This window comes from Cryobacterium sp. M91, assembly GCF_002929615.1.
In the GTDB taxonomy this organism is placed as follows: Bacteria; Actinomycetota; Actinomycetes; order Actinomycetales; family Microbacteriaceae; genus Cryobacterium; species Cryobacterium levicorallinum.
Map to the genome: position 1 here is coordinate 41,853 of NZ_PJJT01000079.1, position 16,890 is coordinate 58,742.

Here is a 16,890-nt window from a genome sequence, read left to right on the forward strand (position 1 = left end):
ACTCTCAGTAAAGCTTCAGCTAACACGCAGATACTGGGGGCATGACTGACGGCCCCCGCATCCTTATCGTCGATGACGAACCCAATATCCGCGACCTACTCACCACCAGCCTCCGCTTCGCCGGCTTCGCCGTACGCGCAGTGGGCAACGGCGCGCAGGCTATCTCCGCCGTGCTCGAGGAGGAACCCGACCTTATCATTCTCGATGTCATGCTGCCCGACATGAACGGTTTCGGTGTCACCAAGCGCCTGCGTTCGGCCGGCTACACGGCCCCGATTCTGTTCCTGACGGCCAAGGACGACACCGAAGACAAGATCACCGGCCTCACCGTCGGCGGCGACGACTACGTGACCAAGCCGTTCAGCCTCGACGAGATCGTCGCCCGGATCAAGGCCATCCTGCGTCGCACCATGCACGCCGATGAAGATGCCGTCATTCGAGCCGGTGAACTCACCATGGATCAGGACACCCACGAGGTTCTCGTCGGCACCGAGGCCATCGAACTGAGCCCGACCGAGTTCAAGCTGCTGCGCTACCTCATGCTCAACCCCAACCGGGTGCTGTCGAAGGCGCAGATCCTCGATCACGTCTGGGAATACGACTTCAACGGTGACGCCGGAATCGTGGAGAGCTACATCTCCTACCTGCGCCGCAAGGTCGACGTGCACTCGAGCGAACCGCTCATTCAGACCAAGCGTGGCTTCGGCTACATGCTCAAGGCCGCCAAGGCGTAGTCACGGCGTTCGTTATACACAGCGAGCTTTCGTAGACTAAATCCCCTTATGCACGAAACCCTGTCCAGGCGGTGGAGCAGCATCTCCCTCCGTTCCAAGATCACCGGTGTCACGGTGTTGATGCTCACGCTCGGCCTGCTCGTTTCCGGCATCGGCACAATGGCCATGCTCAAGCAGTATGTGGTGACCCAGGTCGACACCCAGCTGCAGGTCGACACGCAGACCGCGCTCAGCGGTTACTCGTCGAGCGTGTTCTCGCAGGGTGATACCGAGGGCGTCGCCTCGGACTATTTCGTGGCCCTGTACGACCAAGACGGCGCGCTGATCACCCGCACCTGGCAGGAACGCGACCACGCCGAGCTGCCGGTTGTCGGCATGCCGCTCGACCTGAAACGGGTCTCGCAGCTTGACGGACAGATTCAAACTCTGTGGGACGCCGCCCACGACACCGAGTTTCACGCGATCATGGTTCCCGTGGTGATCAGCCCCACCGGTACCTACGGCACCCTCGTCATGGCCGTGTCGCTGCGGCCCACCGAGAACACCATGGCCACCTACCTCACGATCTTTCTGGGCTTCGGCGCCGGGGTCGTGCTGATCGGCGCCATGCTCACCCGCGTGCTCGTCACCACAACATTCGTGCCGTTGCGCGAGGCGGAGCAGACCGCCGCGGCGATCGCCGACGGTGACTTCAGCCAGCGTCTCGGCGGCGCAACGCCGAACACCGAGGTCGGTCGTCTCAACCGCTCGCTCAACATCATGCTCAGCCGCATCGACCGGGCCTTCAAAGACCGCGCCCGCACCATTGACCAGATGCGCCGCTTCGTCGGCGACGCCAGCCACGAACTGCGCACCCCCCTGGTTTCGGTGCGCGGCTACGCCGAGCTGTACCGCATGGGTGCCCTGCAGACCCCCGAAGATGTCGCCCAAGCCATGGAACGCATCGAAAAAGAGGCCATTCGTATGGGCGGTCTGGTCGAGGATCTGCTCGAACTCGCCCGCCTCGACGAGACCAAGCCGCTCGCGCTCACCCCGGTCGACCTCGTTCCGCTGGCCCGCGACGCCGCCCTCGATACCATGGCCAGCTCACCGGGCCGCCAGGTGACGGTGGTGATTCCCCCGCCCGTGCTTGTGTCACTCGAGGCTGACGCCGATCTGGACCACCACTTCGGTGACTCCGGCGAGATCGACAACGATGGAACGGAGAGCGTCACCACCGGCACGATTACCCGGCCGTCCGGAACGGGCACTCCGACCGGTGCCATTGCCTTCGCCGGCGCCACCCTGGCCCGGCTGCGCACCCGCAAACCGCGCCGCACAACCGCTGTGCTGCCCGATGCCGGCCTGACTGTGTTGCCCGTCGTGCCCCAGCTGCCGCCCGTGGTGATGGCCGAAGAGAACAAGATTCGCCAGGTCATCACCAACCTGATGGGCAATGCGATGCGGTTCACCGCCTCAGACAGCCCGATCGAACTCGAGGTCGCAGTCGACCCGCGCACCCTGCGGGCATCGATCGCCATCGTCGACCACGGCGAGGGCATCCCGCCGCAGATTCGGGAGAAGATCTTCCAGCGCTTCTGGCGCGCCGACTCTAGCCGCGCCCGCGAAACCGGTGGCAGCGGCCTCGGCCTCGCCATCGTCGCCGCCATCGTCGCCAGCCACAACGGCACCGTCGACGTCGTCGACACCCCCGGCGGCGGCGCCACCTTCCGGGTCTCGCTCCCCCTCGCCGGCACGCCGAGCGCGCCGCTGCACGCCCAGCCCGTCATTCCGTAGCGGCCCTCCTGCACCGGCCGCGGCAGGCGGCATCCATTCACAAATTGACTGCCGGGCAGCGGATGCTGCACGCTCGCCTTCTACGCTCATGGTCACCAACATCCATGTTTGAGTAGCAGGAAGGCACACCATGACGAGCTTTCAGGTCGACAGCGATGCGGTGCAGAGCACCGCCAACACCGCACGCGGCACGATCGGGCGGGTGCAGGCCGATGTGGCCGAGCTCAACGCCCAGCTCACCAGCCTCGAAGGGTTCTGGACCGGCCAGGCGTCTGCCGCGTTCCAGGGGGCTTTCGCCGAGTGGCGCGGCATGCATCAGCAGCTGGAAGAGAGCCTGACCCTGCTCAACCAGGCGCTGAGCCTGGCCGGGCAGCAGTACGCCGAGACCGAGCAAGCCAACACCCGGCTGTTCGCGCGGTAGGCGATTCGTGGCCGGTCGGAGTGTGTTATCTCGCGCGGGATAGCACTACCGCACCCAGCGCATCCCGAAAAAGCCCGGAAAGACGCGGATTTTCGGTTGCTAGACTGACAGACGCGCGTACGCCGCCACCGCGGCCACTCGGACAGCCAGCCCGCGCACACGCGGCCGGCGCCACCTCGACATCACACCAAGCACCAAGGATGAGATGACTCTCTCTGCCCACACTCCCGCCACCGAACCATCGACCGGACCGCCTGGCCTCCCCCCGGAGAACAAAACCCGGGTGAACAAGACGGTCTTCTTCGGTTCAGCCTCCGGCATCATTGCCATCGCCCTCTGGGCGATTCTCGCCCCCAGCAACGCGAGCGACGTCATTGCTGCCGTCGTCGGCTGGGTGTCGGTCAACCTCGGCTGGTATTACTTTCTGATCGTCACTGTCGTGCTGGTCTTCGTCATCGTCGTCGCGCTGTCCCGGGTCGGCAAGACCCGCCTCGGGCCAGACCACTCCAGGCCGCAGTTCAGCCTGTTCACCTGGACCGCCATGCTCTTCGCCGCCGGAATCGGCATCGACCTCATGTTCTTCTCGGTCTCCGAACCGGTCACCCAGTATCTCGTTCCGCCCACCGGTGATGGCAGCTCCGTTGAGGCCGCCCGCCAGGCCATGGTCTGGACCCTGTTCCACTACGGCCTCACCGGCTGGGCCCTCTACGCCCTCATGGGTCTGGCCCTCGGCTACTTCGCTTACCGGCAGAACCTGCCGCTGAGCATCCGTTCGGCGCTGTACCCGATCTTCGGCAAGAAGATCCACGGCCCGATCGGCGACGTGGTCGACATCGCCGCGATCCTCGGCACCATTTTCGGCATCGCCACGAGCCTCGGCATCGGCGTCGCCCAGCTCAACTACGGCCTCACTTTTATGTTCGGAACGCCGGAGACCCTGCTCGTGCAGGGCTCGCTCATCGCCCTGAGTGTGGTCATGGCCACGATCTCCGTCGTCTCCGGGGTCGAGAAGGGCATTCGTCGACTGTCCGAGCTGAACGTTCTGCTGAGCGTCGGCCTCATGCTGTTCATTCTGATTGCCGGCAACACGAGCTTTCTGCTCGACGCCATCGTCCTCAACATCGGTGACACCCTGAGCCGGTTCCCGGCCATGACCCTCGACACCTTCGCCTACGACCGCCCCGATGAATGGCTCAACTGGTGGACCCTGTTCTTCTGGGCCTGGTGGATCGCCTGGGCGCCGTTCGTCGGGCTGTTCCTGGCCCGCATCAGCCGCGGCCGCACCATCCGCGAGTTCGTCGCCGGCACCATGATCGTGCCGTTCGCGTTCATCCTGATCTGGATCGCCGTGTTCGGCAACAGCGCCCTCGCTATCGTGATCGGCGGAGATGCCGGCTTCGGCGAGGTCGCCATGAATTCGCCGGAGCGTGCGTTTTACTCGCTGCTGGCCGAGTTCCCGTTCGCCCCGGCCACCGCCGCGATCGCGACCTTCACCGGACTGCTGTTCTATGTCACGAGCGCCGACTCCGGCGCCCTCGTCATGGCCAATTTCACCTCGCATCTCAAGGACTCCGAGTCCGACGGCCCGAAGTGGCTGCGCATCTTCTGGGCGGTGACCACCGGAGTGCTGACCATGGCAATGCTGCTGGTGGGCGGCATCCCGACCCTGCAAAATGCCACGATCATTATGGGGCTGCCCTTCTCCGCGGTGCTGCTGCTCGTCATGCTCGGGCTGTATCGGGCGCTTCGGTTGGAGCAATCGCTCACCGACAGTTACCGGGCCAGCCTGCCCGGCCTGTTGTCTGGCCGCAGCACCGACCCGGCGCGGGCGCGCAACTGGCGTCAGCGGCTGACCCGCGCCATGAGCTACCCTGGCCCACGCCAGGCCGAACGCTTCGTGTCGAGCGTGGCCCTGCCCGCCCTGCAGGAAGTGCGTGACGAGCTCGTGACGCAGGGTGCCGAGGTGACGCTATCGCAGGGCGTGGTCGATGGTCTGCAGATTCCGCACCTCGACCTCAACGTGTCGATGGGCGACGAGCGTGGTTTCAAATACCAGATCTACCCCGTGCAATTCGACACTCCGACCTATGCGGTGCGTTCGGCGAGCGCCAGCGGCAAGTATTACCGCATGGAGGTTTTCTCCCTCGAGGGCAGCCACGGCTACGACCTCATGGGCTACAGCAAGGAGCAGGTCATCACTGACGTGCTCGATCATTACGAAACCCACCTCGACTTTCTGCACCTGAACCGGGCAGAGCCGGGAAACACCGCCCTCGCCGAGGACCAGGTGGCTAAAGACAATTGGGAAGCCGATTTTGAATCGGACGAGGTCAAGCAATGAACACACCGATCGATACCGCGCCGCCGGCCACGCTGTTCATCAGCGGCGCCTGGGTACCAGCGAGCGACGCCGGCACCCGCGAAATCCACTGCCCGGCCGATCAGAGCCTGGTCGGCACGGTCAGCGAGGCGACCACAACGGATGTCCATGCTGCGATCCGCGCGGCCCGCACCGCCTTCGACAGCGGCCTGTGGAGCAGCGTTCCGGCGCCCGAACGTGGTGATTTTCTGCTGCGCGTCGCCGCTGAACTGCGCGTGCGCCGGGCCGAGTTCGCCCGCGCCGAAACGCTCGACACCGGCAAGCGTCTGGTCGAGAGTGAAATCGATATGGACGACATCGCGAACTGCTTCGCCTACTTCGGCAAGATCGCCGGGCAGGACAGCGGACGCATCGTCAATGCCGGCGATGAAAACGTTGTCAGCCGCATCGTGCACGAGCCCGTCGGGGTCTGCGGGCTGATCGCGCCGTGGAACTACCCATTGCTGCAGGCCGCGTGGAAGATCGCCCCGGCCCTCGCCGCCGGTAACAGTTTCGTGCTCAAGCCGAGCGAGCTCACCCCGCACACCAGCATGCTCATGATGGTGCTGCTGGACGACCTCGGCCTGCCGGCCGGCGTCGCCAACCTCGTGCTCGGCGCTGGCGCTGTGGCCGGGGCCCCGCTCTCCAGCCACCCCGACGTCGACCTGGTCTCGTTCACCGGCGGTCTCGAGACCGGCCGGAAGATCGCAGCGGCCGCCGCCGGAACGGTCAAGAAGGTCGCCCTCGAACTCGGCGGCAAGAATCCCAACGTGATCTTCGCCGACGCCGACTTCGACGCCGCCGTGGACAACGCGCTGAACGGCGCGTTCGTGCACTCGGGGCAGGTCTGCTCGGCCGGCGCGCGCATCGTGGTGGAAGCATCCGTTGCCGAGAAGTTCGTCGACGAGCTCGTGCGCCGGGCCAACCAGATCCGTCTCGGCGGACCGTTTGACCCGAAGGCCGAAACCGGGCCGCTGATCAGCGCAGCGCACCGCGACAAAGTCACCGCCTACGTTGCGAAGGGCATCGCCGAGGGCGCCCGCCTGCGCTGCGGAGGAACCTGGGGCGCAGGCGACCTCGCGCAGGGCTTTTATTACACGCCGACCGTGCTCGACCAGGTTTCGAGCGGCATGTCCGTCGTGATCGACGAGGCTTTCGGCCCGGTCGTGACGATTGAAATCTTCGAGACCGAAGCCGAGGCCGTGCGCATCGCCAACGACACCGTCTACGGCCTGGCCGGAGCGGTCTGGACCCAGGACGCCGGCAAGGCCCAGCGCATGGCCAAGGCCTTGCGGCACGGAACCGTCTGGATCAATGACTTTCACCCCTACCTGCCGCAGGCGGAGTGGGGCGGCTACGGCCAGTCCGGCGTTGGTCGCGAGCTCGGCCCGATGGGCCTCGGCGAGTACCAGGAAACTAAGCACATTTACCAGAACACCGCACCGGCCGTCACCGGCTGGTTCGCCGCACGTTAGGACCACCGATGACCCTACTGACCCAGACCGACTTCGACTACATCGTGATCGGTGGTGGTTCCGCCGGGGCCGCTGTCGCCGCCCGGCTGAGCGAGGATCCTGCCCTTGAGGTGGCCCTCGTGGAGGCCGGTCCCGACGACCGTGGCATCGACGTCATCCTCCAGCTCGACCGCTGGATGGAGCTGCTGGAGAGCGGTTACGACTGGGATTACCCGATCGAGCCGCAGGAGCACGGCAACTCGTTCATGCGCCACGCCCGTGCCAAGGTGCTCGGCGGCTGTTCCAGCCACAACTCCTGCATCGCGTTCTGGGCTCCGGCCGAAGACCTGAACGACTGGGCGTTCAAGCACGGAGCCACCGGCTGGGACGCCGCCACCACCTTCCCGCTGTTCCAGCGTCTGGAAACCAACGAGGACCGGGCCCCGCACCACGGCCAGGACGGCCCCGTGCACCTGATGAACGTGCCGGCCACCGATCCGTGCGGCGTGGCTCTCCTCGACGCCTGCGAACAGACCGGAATCCCGCGCACAACATTCAACTCCGGTACGACCGTTGTGAACGGCGCGAATTTCTTCCAGATCAACCGGCAGGCGGACGGAACGCGCGCGTCGTCATCCGTTTCGTATATTCACCCGATTCGGGATCGTGCCAACTTCACTCTGCTCACCGGCATGCGAGCCCGCAAACTCACCTTCGACGGGAACAAGCGCTGTACCGGCGTACAGGTCGTCGATGTCAGCTTCGGCAAGACCCACCAGCTCACCGCGCGCGCCGAGGTCATACTCTCGGCCGGCGCCATCGATTCGCCCAAGCTGCTCCTGCTCTCCGGCGTCGGTCCGGCCGAGCAGCTTGCCTCCTTTGGCATCGAGGTACTAGCGGACTCCCCCGGCGTCGGCGAGAACCTGCAAGACCACCCGGAGGGCGTGATTCAGTGGGAAGCGAAGCAGCCGATGCCCGAGACTTCCACCCAGTGGTGGGAAGCCGGCATCTTCACGACGACCGAGGAGGGCCTCGACCGCCCCGACCTCATGTTCCACTACGGTTCGGTGCCCTTCGACATGCACACCGCCCGTCAGGGTTACCCGACGACGGAGAACGGGTTCTGCCTGACGCCGAACGTCACCCGGGCACGCTCCCGCGGCACGGTCAAGCTGCGCTCGAGCGACTACCGCGATAAGCCCATGGTGGATCCGCGCTACTTCACCGACCCGCACGACATGCGCGTCATGGTCGCCGGCATCCGCAAGGCCCGGGAGATCGTGGGTCAGCCGGCCATGGCCGAGTGGGCCGGCGAGGAACTGTATCCGGGCGCCGCTGTGCAAACGGATGCCGAAATCACCTCGTACATCGAAAAGACCCACAACACGGTCTACCACCCGGCCGGAACCCTGCGGATGGGCGCCGTCGACGATGTGCTCGCGCCGCTCGATCCCGAGCTGCGGGTCAAGGGAGTCGCCGGCCTGCGCGTCGCCGACGCCTCGGTCATGCCGGTTCTCGTCACAGTAAACCCGAATATCACCACGATGATGATCGGTGAGCGCTGCGCCGACTTGGTGAAGGCGGCCCGCAGCATCCGCTGACCTGCGCCGAGGTGTGAGTCCGGGCCCAATTTTTGCGAATAATGCGGTCAGCCTCGCACCTCGGCGGCGGAACATGAAAAAAGTGGGCGCCTCCCGAGGGAGACGCCCACTTTTGTGTGGTGCCAGCTGGCGGGGACTTAGAAGTCCATGCCACCCGAGGGGTCGCCGGCCGGAGCCGAGTTCTTCTCGGGCTTGTCGGCAACGACGGCCTCGGTGGTGAGGAACAGTCCGGCAATCGACGCGGCGTTGAGCAGCGCGGAGCGGGTGACCTTCACCGGGTCATTGATGCCGGCAGCGATCATGTCGACGTACTCGCCGGTGGCGGCGTTGAGGCCCCATCCGACGGGCAGGTTGCGCACCTTGTCGGCGACAACGCCGGGCTCCATGCCCGCGTTGAGTGCGATCTGCTTGAGCGGAGCGTCGATGGCGACGCGCACGATGTTCGCGCCCGTTGCCTCGTCGCCGACGAGAGCGAGAACTGCTTCGCTCTCGAATGCGGTCTTGCCGGCCTGGATCAGTGCAACGCCACCACCGGCGACGATGCCCTCTTCGACGGCGGCCTTGGCGTTACGCACTGCATCTTCGATGCGGTGCTTGCGCTCCTTGAGCTCAACCTCCGTTGCGGCTCCGGCCTTGATGACAGCAACGCCGCCAGCAAGCTTGGCGAGGCGCTCCTGGAGCTTCTCGCGGTCGTAGTCGCTGTCGGTGTTCTCGATCTCGGCGCGGATCTGCGAAACGCGGCCGGCGATGGCTTCGACGTCGCCGGCACCCTCTACGATCGTGGTCTCGTCCTTGGTGATGACGACCTTGCGGGCGTTACCAAGCAGGTCGAGCGTGACGTTCTCGAGCTTGAGGCCGACCTCTTCCGAGATGACCTGTCCACCGGTGAGGATGGCGATGTCCTGCAGCTGAGCCTTGCGACGGTCTCCGAAGCCCGGAGCCTTGACGGCGACGGACTTGAAGATGCCACGGATCTTGTTCACAACGAGCGTGGCCAGGGCCTCGCCGTCGACGTCTTCCGCGATGATGAGGAGCTGCTTGCCGGTCTGGATGACCTTGTCCACGATGGGGAGCAGGTCCTTGATGTTGGAGACCTTGGAGTTGACGATCAGGATGTAGGGGTCTTCGAAGACCGCTTCCTGACGGTCGGGGTCGGTGACGAAGTACGCCGACAGGAAGCCCTTGTCGAAGCGCATGCCCTCGGTGAGCTCGAGTTCGGTGCCGAAGGTGTTCGACTCCTCAACGGTGACAACACCTTCCTTGCCGACCTTGTCGATGGCCTCGGCGATGATCGCGCCGATTTCGGTGTCGCCGGCAGAGATGGAAGCCGTGGCCGCGATCTCTTCCTTGGTTTCGATTTCCTTGGCGCTGGCGATGAGCTCGGCGATGACAGCTGCCGTGGCCTTCTCGATGCCGCGCTTGAGGCTGATCGGGTCGGCGCCGGCTGCGACGTTGCGCAGGCCTTCGCGAACCAGAGCCTGGGCGAGGACGGTTGCGGTGGTCGTTCCGTCGCCGGCTACGTCATCCGTCTTCTTGGCGACCTCTTTGACGAGCTCGGCACCGATCTTCTCGTACGGGTCGTCGAGCTCGATCTCCTTGGCGATGGACACACCGTCGTTGGTGATCGTGGGGGCGCCCCACTTCTTCTCCAGAACGACGTTGCGGCCGCGCGGGCCGAGGGTGACCTTGACGGTGTCGGCGAGAATATTCAGGCCGCGCTCAAGCCCACGACGGGCCTCTTCATTGAATGCAATGATTTTTGCCATATGTGTAACTCGTCCCTCCCGGACGTTCCAAACGATGATGGGGTTAGCACTCGGATGACGAGAGTGCTAGATCGATTCTGGCACTCTGGGGTCGAGAGTGCAAGCGAGCATCCGGAGTGATGCCGGGCTATCTGCAGCTGTCAGGGAACGAGATCGGCCGAGCCGGTGCCGTTGGGCACCAACTGGAACCAGGTATTGCCCGGTGCCAGCCGAATTGTCACTCCGTTGGCGTCGATGAGGCGGATCGGCGACGTCTGGGCGTCCTTGCTCCAGGTGGCCGCGAGGGTCTTGCCGCCGGACGAGATTGACGCTTCACCGGAGGCGATCAACTCGGTCTTGGGGATACTGTCGGAGACGGTTACATCGACCCGCAGTACGACCACGTTGGTGGCCTTGAGCTGGGCCCCCTCGGGGGTCAGGTCGGGCGCGCCATCCTGAGCGCGCAGGTAGGCGGCCGCCTCGGCGTTCCAGGTCCAGCTGCGGGCGCTGGAGTTGGAAAATCTGGTGTTGATCACCGAAATCGGCGTACCGTCCGTGGCAGCGGATGCCGCGGCGAGGGTGGACGCGTAGGCGTACTGCTGGGCGGGCGGGGCGACGGAGGCATTGCGGTTGACGAATTCCGACGCGGCGAGGATCACGTTGTGCGGGGCTGAAGTAGCGGAGGACCGCGAGAACAAGCCGCTCGTGTCGTAGTCGAAGATGGCGCTGATCTGGCCGGTCGCATTCATCGCGTCGACGAATCGCTGCTGGCCGCCGGAGTAGGCGACCAGGCCGCCGAACGGCGCGATAATGTCGGGATCCATCGGCCGAATCGACCGCACCGGTCCGAGCTGATCGGGAATGCTTGACTGCCAGACCGCGACATAGCGGGTGATGCCGCCCTCGACCAGTTCTTCGAACACGACGTCGGTACGGTCAATGGCAACCTGCGGCCGGGCCGCAACGTGGTTGTCAATCTTGGCCGCCAGGGACGGGTGGGCCGACGAGCCGCCTTCGACGCTCAGCCCGGTTAGCGGTGCGATCTCGGTCGCCGCCGGGGCGACATAGTCAGAGGTCCAGGCCGTGCTGGTCGGTGTCGAGGAGGGGGCCGGGGTGCTGCCGCTGCACGCGCTCAGGAGCAGTGCCGGCAGCACGAGGGCGAGCAGCCCCGCTGCCCGAAGCGGTCGAGCGGTGCGGGCCGTATTTTTCATAGTCACCGGTAAACACTAACGCCGCCCGTTGCAGCGGGCGGCGTTAGTGTGAACTGCGAGGCGGGTTAGGCCGGTCGCACCGATTCAGCCTGCGGGCCTTTCGCTCCGGCACCGACCTCGAAGACGACCTGCTGGCCTTCTTCAAGAACCTTGTACCCGCTCATGTCGATAGCGGAGTAGTGGACGAAGACGTCTTGCCCTCCCCCGTCGACAGTAATGAAGCCGAAACCCTTTTCAGCGTTGAACCACTTTACGGTTCCGTTCGCCATGTGTCACTCCTTGCTCAGTTTTCAACGGCAACCGCCCATTGGCTGTTCCGGGCCGTGCCGCAGAGACTGCGTTCATCCTGTGCGAGCAGCAAATCCCCGAGAGCAAGACATCTGTTACAAGTTACCTACTGGTGCAAGTTTCCTTGGGCGAGCTTTCTTGATCCGGGCGGGTATTGCCCGAACAAAATGTGTGACCAAAACGCACATTACTGAAATCGGAACAGAAGACTAGGGGCTTGACGAATCAAATCGTGGCCGCTACGACCACGGCTTTCGCGTTTTGCTCAGTCAACCGGTGAAACATAGTCGTTGCCGACGACGACGGTCATACTGGCGCCGGAATCAACGAAATTGGTGGAGACCACGATCTGCGCTCCCGAAAGGGAGGCAGCGACGCCGCGGGCGGCGCCTTCCTGGCTCGCATCGGCGTAGTAGATCACTGTGGTCGCCTCAGTGTCCGTGCTGGCGTTCCCGGTGGCATTGACCACCCAGCCTGCAGCGGTGAGTGTGTCCCTGACGGATGCTGCGACGCCGTCGTTCGCGGACCCGTTGAGCACGTTGATGGTCTGCGCCGGGTCGACGGTGGCAACGGCAGTGGGGACGGCGGTCGCTGCGGGCGTCGCGGTTGCGCTGCTCGCGGGCAGCCCGGGAATGTTGGAGAAGTCGAGGCGATTATTGATTGCTAGGATGCCGACTGCACCGATGGCGATCAACAGCCCGGTGGCCCCCAGCGCCCACCAGAATCCGATCCAGCCGCGTCCACTCTTGCCGGGGGCGCGGTGGGCTCCCACCCGGTCGAGGGCATGCGTGTGGGTGTCGAAACGGTCTTTCGCAAATTTTTTCGCCATGGTGGTGGAATCCTTGGTTGGCCGGCCGGGCCGGAATCGAGCTGCAGCGCAAGGTTCCGTGCTGGCCGAAAAGCGGGTGGGTGCCTAGTCGCGGGTGGGCAGCGAACGACTGGCGCGTGCCTCGGATCGGACGGAACGCATCCGCTGCAATCGTTTCACCAGCATGGGATCAAAAGCCAACGCCAACGGTGAGTCGACCAGTGCGCCCAATAACTGATAGTACCGGGCGGTCGACAGGCTGAAGGTGGCCCGGATGGCCTCCTCCTTGGCGCCGACATGCCGCCACCATTGCCGTTCGAAGGCGAGCACGGCCTGGTCGCGTTCGCTCAACTGGGTTGTCGGGGCGTGCTCAGTCATTGCTGCATCCCTCCCCCGGTTGGCTGTCCGTCAGGCTCATCCTATTTGCGGGCGGCTGAATGTTGCCTCCGGCACGCCCTGCCGCGGTGGGACACGCCGTGTGGAATGCGCGCGGGGCCAAGCGAGTTTAGGCTTAGTAGACGCGGCCAGTGCCCGGTCGCCGGAACGAAGGGATCTGAACATGGACTACGAAATCAAGAAGTCAGACAGCGAATGGCGCTCCGAACTGGGCGCGGAGAAATTTGCGGTGCTGCGCGAAGCCGGCACCGAACGCCCCGGCACCGGCGAGCTGCTCGACGAGGGTCGGGCCGGCCTCTACACCTGTGGCGCCTGCAACGCCGAGCTGTTTCAGAGTGGCACCAAGTTCGATTCCGGCTGCGGCTGGCCGAGCTTTTACGAGTCGGTTCGGCCCGAAGCGGTCGAACTGCTTGAGGACCGCTCCTTGGGAAGCGTGCGCACCGAGGTGCGCTGCGCGAACTGTGGCTCGCACCTCGGCCACGTTTTTCCCGACGGTTTCGGCACTCCGACCGGCGACCGGTACTGCATGAATTCGCTGTCGCTCAACTTCACGCCCGCTGAGTAGCGCGGTGTCGATGACGGGTGCGGTTGCCAGTTCGAAAGTGGCAGGTTCGGCCGGAGCGAATCCTGGTCTTCCCGGCCGGGACACGACCGGTTTCAGAACGGATACCGCGGCGGTCTTCAAAGCTGTCGCTGACCGGCGCAGTTACTCCAAGGTGACGACACTCGCCCCCAGCCGGGCGGAGTTGCTGCCGCTCGTGGCGGCGGCCGCGCGGGTGGCGGATCACGGCGCGTTGCGTCCGTGGCGGCTGCTCGAGCTGCGCGGCGACGCCCGCGACCGGCTCGGAGCGGCGTTTGTGGCGGCATCCGCTTGTGAGGGGCTCGAAGCGATCAAGCTGGCCGCCAAGCCGCTGCGCGCACCGCTGCTGATCGCGATCGTCGCGTCACGGCAGGTGAACTTCAAGGTGGCTGGCTGGGAACAGGATGCCGCGGCTGCGGGCGTCGCGCACCTTCTCACGCTGCTGCTCGAAAACGCCGGCTGGGGGGCGATGTGGCGCACCGGGCCGTTGGTGCGATCGGCGCCGGTGCGAGCGTTGCATGGCCTTGCCGACGGGGAAGAGCTGCTTGGCTGGCTCTACGTTGGGGGAATTCCCGAGGAGTCGAAACCGTGCGTGCGGCTGTCGATTGATCCGGAGGAGTTTTTGGGGGTGCTGTAGCTCGGGGCCGTACGCTTCTTCCCCGGCCCACCTTGGAGCGCCGGCCCGTGATCTATCAGGGGCCCCTTTCCGGGCCCGGGCGGAAGGAACAGGACGTTCAAGGGCTGCGGTCAGGTGCGGGCGTGGCCGGGCCGGTGCCAGCGCACCGCGGCGATGACCACGGCGACGAGGGCGAGCGCGGTTCCGGCCAGGGTCGTTACGCCGACCGGATGCCCCTGAGTGGGCGCGAGCAGATCCAGCGCAAGGGCGCAGAGCAGCTGGCCGGCGACGATGCACAGGCCGAGCATGAGCACGCCGGTGGTACGCACGACGAGCGCGGCGCCGGCGATGAAGATGCAGCCGATGAGCCCGCCGGTATAGAGCCACGGGTTGCCCGGCAGATCGAGGGCGAAACCGACCAGCACACCGTGCACGAGCGCCGCGAGTACGAGCGCGACGGATCCGGTGAGAAAGTTCAGAAAAGTTGCCGTGAGCGCACTTTGCGCGGTGACCCGCACCTGACCGTTCACGGCCTGCTGCCAGCCCTGGCCGATACCCGCCACGAGGGGTAGCACGAGCAGCCAGAGCGCGTCGCTGCCGCCCAATTCGCCGCTCACCGTCCAGGCTACGGCGACCAAGGCGAGCACCGCGCCAACTATTTTGGACGCGTGCAGCGGTCGGCGCCCACCCGGACCGATGCCAAACCGGTCTATGAGCACACCGCTCACGGTCTGACCGGCCACAACGGCGACAGTGAACAGGGCGATGCCGAGTGGCGCGGCGACAAGGCCCTGCGACAGTACGAACAGCGCGCCGGCCAGGCCGCCGAACAGGTGCCACCAGGACAGGGTTTTCGCTCGCACCGCGCGAGTGACGAGTTGCAGGCCGCGGCGCCCGCTTCGGAACACGACGAGGCCAAGGCTGAGAATGACCAGCCCGGAGCCGAAGGAGATGACGGCGGCAGTGAATCCGTCGCCGATTTGATGCCCGAGTTCGCCATTCACGCGCGATTGCACGGCATACATGGCCCCGATCAGCACCGAGAACAGAAGCGCCAGCCAAATCGGCACAGAGTATGCCGCTGGCGCGGCCGAAGCATCCGTTCGGGTCCGTGCGCTGTCCTCTGTCACTTGGCAATACTACGAGATGGGTGCGTGCGGGTTCTGCCCGGTGCTGCCTGGTCGGGCTCCGATTCGCCCGGGGCCCACCTTAGGTCGCCGGGCCCATGATCTATCATGGGCCCGGTTTCCGGGCCCGGTCGAAAACAGCGCGCGGGGCGAGGCTTGGCGCGTCAGGCGGCGCGCACCTCGATTTCGCCGGGGGCTGCACCCTCGCTGCCGAAGACCAGGCGGCGGTTGGCGATCTTGTCGGTGAAGAAGCGATCGTGACTAACCACCACGACGGCCCCGGGAAAGTGCACGAGGGCGCGTTCCATCACCTGGGTGCTCGACATGTCGAGGTGGTTGGTCGGCTCGTCGAGCAGCAGCACCGACGCTCCGGAGAGCAGGCATTGCGCCATGGCGACGCGGGCGCGCTGACCGCCCGAGAGAGCACCGATCTTCTGTTTGAGGTCGGCCTCGCTGAACTGGAACATGGTCAGAAAACGGTTGACCGACTTCTTGGTCGCGGTGAGGGCGAGGCTGCCGGGCATGGCGTTGACGGCATGACTGACGGTGTCGCTCTCGTCGAGTTCGGCGAGAATCTGGTTGTACGAGACAACGCCGGCGCCGCTGGCCCAGGCGACGTCACCGTGGTCGGCGCTCTCCTCGCCGGTGAGCACCCGCAGCAGGGTCGTCTTTCCGCTGCCGTTACTGCCGAGCACGACAATGCGGTTGCCGCGGCGCACCTCGAAACTGAGGTTTTCGAACAGCACCTTGTCGCCGAAGCTTTTTGCCAGGCCGTCGACCCGGCAGAGGACGTCCTTGACGTGCAGGTTGCCGTAGATCTCGGTGATGATCTGGTCGACCGGGCGCGGTGTGCGCGACTTCTTGATGTGCGCCAGCTGATTGCCGAGCTGACGACTCTCGGCCTTGGCGGCCTCCCGACGGTCGGCGATCCCCTCGGCTTCGAAGGCGAGCAGCTCGGATTCGTGCACGAACTGTGCCTCAAGGGTCTTGAGGCGAAACTGCTTCTGCACGATGTACTCGCCGAAGTTGCCGGGGTACTCGTGCAGGTGAAAGTTCTCGACCTCAATGATGCGGGTGACGACAGCGTCGAGAAACTTACGGTCGTGCGAGACGACGATGGCAGCACCCTTGAAGCTCTTGAACCAGGCTTCGAGCCACTCAACCCCGGCCACGTCGAGGTAGTTGGTCGGCTCGTCGAGCAGCAGTACATCGGGAGCTTCCAGCACGATCTTGGCCAGGGCAGCCCGATTACGCCAGCCACCGGAAAGCTCATCGATCGCGCAGACGCGGTGCGCCTCGTTGAATCCGAGGGTGGTCAGCGCGGTGTCGATGTGCCGCTTGTAGTCCCAGCCGTCCAGCCGATCCATCTCCTCGAACAGCTCGCCCTGCCGCCCGATCAGCCGGTCGAGTTCGGCGCTGGCCGAGGAATCGAGGGCGATCGCCGCATCAATCGCGGCGAGCTCGGCCTCAACTGCCTTCACGGCCACGAACAGTTCGTCGAGCACCTCGGTTATGGTCTGTGCACCGTTGAGTTCGGAGAACTGGGAGAAATAGCCGACCCGAATGCCATCTTCGAGGGTGACCTCGCCGGCGTCTGGCGAGACCTGGTCGAGAATCAGCTTGAGAATGGTGGACTTGCCGGAGCCGTTCTTACCGATCAAGCCGACCCGGTCGCCGGGTTCGAGGCGAAAGAACGCCTCGCGCAGAATCTGCGTGTTCTCAAAGCGGATGCTGACATCGTTCAGCCGGATCAGGCTCATGTGTGTTTCCTCCC

15 protein-coding genes are annotated in these 16,890 nt (G+C 65.1%); 8 read left to right on the top strand and 7 right to left on the bottom strand.

The window, feature by feature from the left end; genetic code table 11:
- Positions 1–41: 41 nt before the first annotated feature.
- The 6 genes from CXY80_RS06670 to CXY80_RS06695 all read left to right on the top strand — a co-directional run bounded on the left by CXY80_RS06670 (position 42) and on the right by CXY80_RS06695 (position 8,345).
- Positions 42–734: a response regulator transcription factor gene (locus CXY80_RS06670; protein WP_092112483.1), complete on the top strand. Its 693-nt coding sequence runs from the start codon at positions 42–44 to the stop codon at positions 732–734.
- Between the two features lie 48 nt (positions 735–782).
- Complete coding sequence (locus CXY80_RS06675; RefSeq protein ID WP_104132041.1) at positions 783–2,510, top strand: HAMP domain-containing sensor histidine kinase; 1,728 nt, start codon at positions 783–785, stop codon at positions 2,508–2,510.
- A gap of 130 nt (positions 2,511–2,640) precedes the next feature.
- On the top strand, positions 2,641–2,931 hold the full coding sequence (locus CXY80_RS06680; RefSeq protein WP_092451076.1) for a WXG100 family type VII secretion target: 291 nt from the start codon (positions 2,641–2,643) through the stop codon (positions 2,929–2,931).
- 205 nt (positions 2,932–3,136) lie between these two features.
- On the top strand, positions 3,137–5,272 hold the full coding sequence (betT, locus tag CXY80_RS06685; RefSeq protein ID WP_092451078.1) for a choline BCCT transporter BetT: 2,136 nt from the start codon (positions 3,137–3,139) through the stop codon (positions 5,270–5,272).
- Positions 5,269–6,765, top strand: a complete 1,497-nt coding sequence (locus tag CXY80_RS06690) for an aldehyde dehydrogenase family protein (RefSeq protein WP_104132042.1) — start codon at positions 5,269–5,271, stop codon at positions 6,763–6,765. Before betT ends, CXY80_RS06690 begins: the two co-directional genes overlap by 4 nt.
- Before the next feature lie 8 nt (positions 6,766–6,773).
- Positions 6,774–8,345 (top strand): GMC family oxidoreductase, encoded by a 1,572-nt coding sequence (locus CXY80_RS06695; RefSeq protein ID WP_104132043.1) that lies wholly within the window; start codon positions 6,774–6,776, stop codon positions 8,343–8,345.
- Positions 8,346–8,482: 137 nt separating this feature from the next.
- Here the strand turns inward: CXY80_RS06695 and groL are convergent, their stop codons facing one another.
- The 5 genes from groL to CXY80_RS06720 all read right to left on the bottom strand — a co-directional run bounded on the left by groL (position 8,483) and on the right by CXY80_RS06720 (position 12,775).
- Positions 8,483–10,111, bottom strand: a complete 1,629-nt coding sequence (groL, locus tag CXY80_RS06700) for a chaperonin GroEL (protein WP_092451084.1) — start codon at positions 10,109–10,111, stop codon at positions 8,483–8,485.
- Between the two features lie 140 nt (positions 10,112–10,251).
- Positions 10,252–11,301, bottom strand: coding sequence for a DUF3048 domain-containing protein (locus tag CXY80_RS06705; RefSeq protein WP_104132044.1), 1,050 nt, complete (start codon positions 11,299–11,301; stop codon positions 10,252–10,254).
- A gap of 65 nt (positions 11,302–11,366) precedes the next feature.
- The gene (locus CXY80_RS06710) at positions 11,367–11,570 is read right to left on the bottom strand and encodes a cold-shock protein (protein ID WP_035834941.1); all 204 of its coding nucleotides are present in this window, start codon (positions 11,568–11,570) and stop codon (positions 11,367–11,369) included.
- Positions 11,571–11,854: 284 nt separating this feature from the next.
- A complete protein-coding gene (locus tag CXY80_RS06715) occupies positions 11,855–12,418 on the bottom strand; it encodes a LytR C-terminal domain-containing protein (RefSeq protein ID WP_092451088.1) in 564 nt (187 codons plus the stop codon).
- An 84-nt stretch (positions 12,419–12,502) separates the two neighbouring features.
- Positions 12,503–12,775 carry a DUF3263 domain-containing protein gene (locus tag CXY80_RS06720; RefSeq protein ID WP_092451090.1) on the bottom strand — a complete coding sequence of 91 codons (273 nt, stop codon included), beginning with the start codon at positions 12,773–12,775 and terminating at the stop codon, positions 12,503–12,505.
- A 181-nt stretch (positions 12,776–12,956) separates the two neighbouring features.
- Here CXY80_RS06720 and msrB point away from each other — a divergent pair, with 181 nt between their 5' ends.
- Both msrB and CXY80_RS06730 read left to right on the top strand, forming a co-directional pair.
- Positions 12,957–13,358, top strand: coding sequence for a peptide-methionine (R)-S-oxide reductase MsrB (msrB, locus tag CXY80_RS06725; protein ID WP_092451091.1), 402 nt, complete (start codon positions 12,957–12,959; stop codon positions 13,356–13,358).
- Positions 13,359–13,395: 37 nt separating this feature from the next.
- Positions 13,396–14,010: a nitroreductase family protein gene (locus CXY80_RS06730; protein WP_255411837.1), complete on the top strand. Its 615-nt coding sequence runs from the start codon at positions 13,396–13,398 to the stop codon at positions 14,008–14,010.
- A gap of 110 nt (positions 14,011–14,120) precedes the next feature.
- Here the strand turns inward: CXY80_RS06730 and CXY80_RS06735 are convergent, their stop codons facing one another.
- Together CXY80_RS06735 and CXY80_RS06740 are read right to left on the bottom strand one after the other, a co-directional pair.
- On the bottom strand, positions 14,121–15,119 hold the full coding sequence (locus tag CXY80_RS06735; RefSeq protein WP_233195090.1) for a DMT family transporter: 999 nt from the start codon (positions 15,117–15,119) through the stop codon (positions 14,121–14,123).
- Between the two features lie 161 nt (positions 15,120–15,280).
- On the bottom strand, positions 15,281–16,876 hold the full coding sequence (locus CXY80_RS06740; protein ID WP_092451093.1) for an ABC-F family ATP-binding cassette domain-containing protein: 1,596 nt from the start codon (positions 16,874–16,876) through the stop codon (positions 15,281–15,283).
- Between the last annotated feature and the right edge of the window lie 14 nt (positions 16,877–16,890).

Bases quoted from the DNA above. Each gene is read 5' to 3' on its own strand.
- CXY80_RS06670 (WP_092112483.1), top strand. From the start codon at position 42: ATGACTGACGGCCCCCGCATCCTTATCGTCGATGACGAACCCAATATC.
- CXY80_RS06675 (WP_104132041.1), top strand. From the start codon at position 783: ATGCACGAAACCCTGTCCAGGCGGTGGAGCAGCATCTCCCTCCGTTCC.
- CXY80_RS06680 (WP_092451076.1), top strand. From the start codon at position 2,641: ATGACGAGCTTTCAGGTCGACAGCGATGCGGTGCAGAGCACCGCCAAC.
- betT (WP_092451078.1), top strand. From the start codon at position 3,137: ATGACTCTCTCTGCCCACACTCCCGCCACCGAACCATCGACCGGACCG.
- CXY80_RS06690 (WP_104132042.1), top strand. From the start codon at position 5,269: ATGAACACACCGATCGATACCGCGCCGCCGGCCACGCTGTTCATCAGC.
- CXY80_RS06695 (WP_104132043.1), top strand. From the start codon at position 6,774: ATGACCCTACTGACCCAGACCGACTTCGACTACATCGTGATCGGTGGT.
- groL (WP_092451084.1), bottom strand. From the start codon at position 10,111: ATGGCAAAAATCATTGCATTCAATGAAGAGGCCCGTCGTGGGCTTGAG.
- CXY80_RS06705 (WP_104132044.1), bottom strand. From the start codon at position 11,301: ATGAAAAATACGGCCCGCACCGCTCGACCGCTTCGGGCAGCGGGGCTG.
- CXY80_RS06710 (WP_035834941.1), bottom strand. From the start codon at position 11,570: ATGGCGAACGGAACCGTAAAGTGGTTCAACGCTGAAAAGGGTTTCGGC.
- CXY80_RS06715 (WP_092451088.1), bottom strand. From the start codon at position 12,418: ATGGCGAAAAAATTTGCGAAAGACCGTTTCGACACCCACACGCATGCC.
- CXY80_RS06720 (WP_092451090.1), bottom strand. From the start codon at position 12,775: ATGACTGAGCACGCCCCGACAACCCAGTTGAGCGAACGCGACCAGGCC.
- msrB (WP_092451091.1), top strand. From the start codon at position 12,957: ATGGACTACGAAATCAAGAAGTCAGACAGCGAATGGCGCTCCGAACTG.
- CXY80_RS06740 (WP_092451093.1), bottom strand. From the start codon at position 16,876: ATGAGCCTGATCCGGCTGAACGATGTCAGCATCCGCTTTGAGAACACG.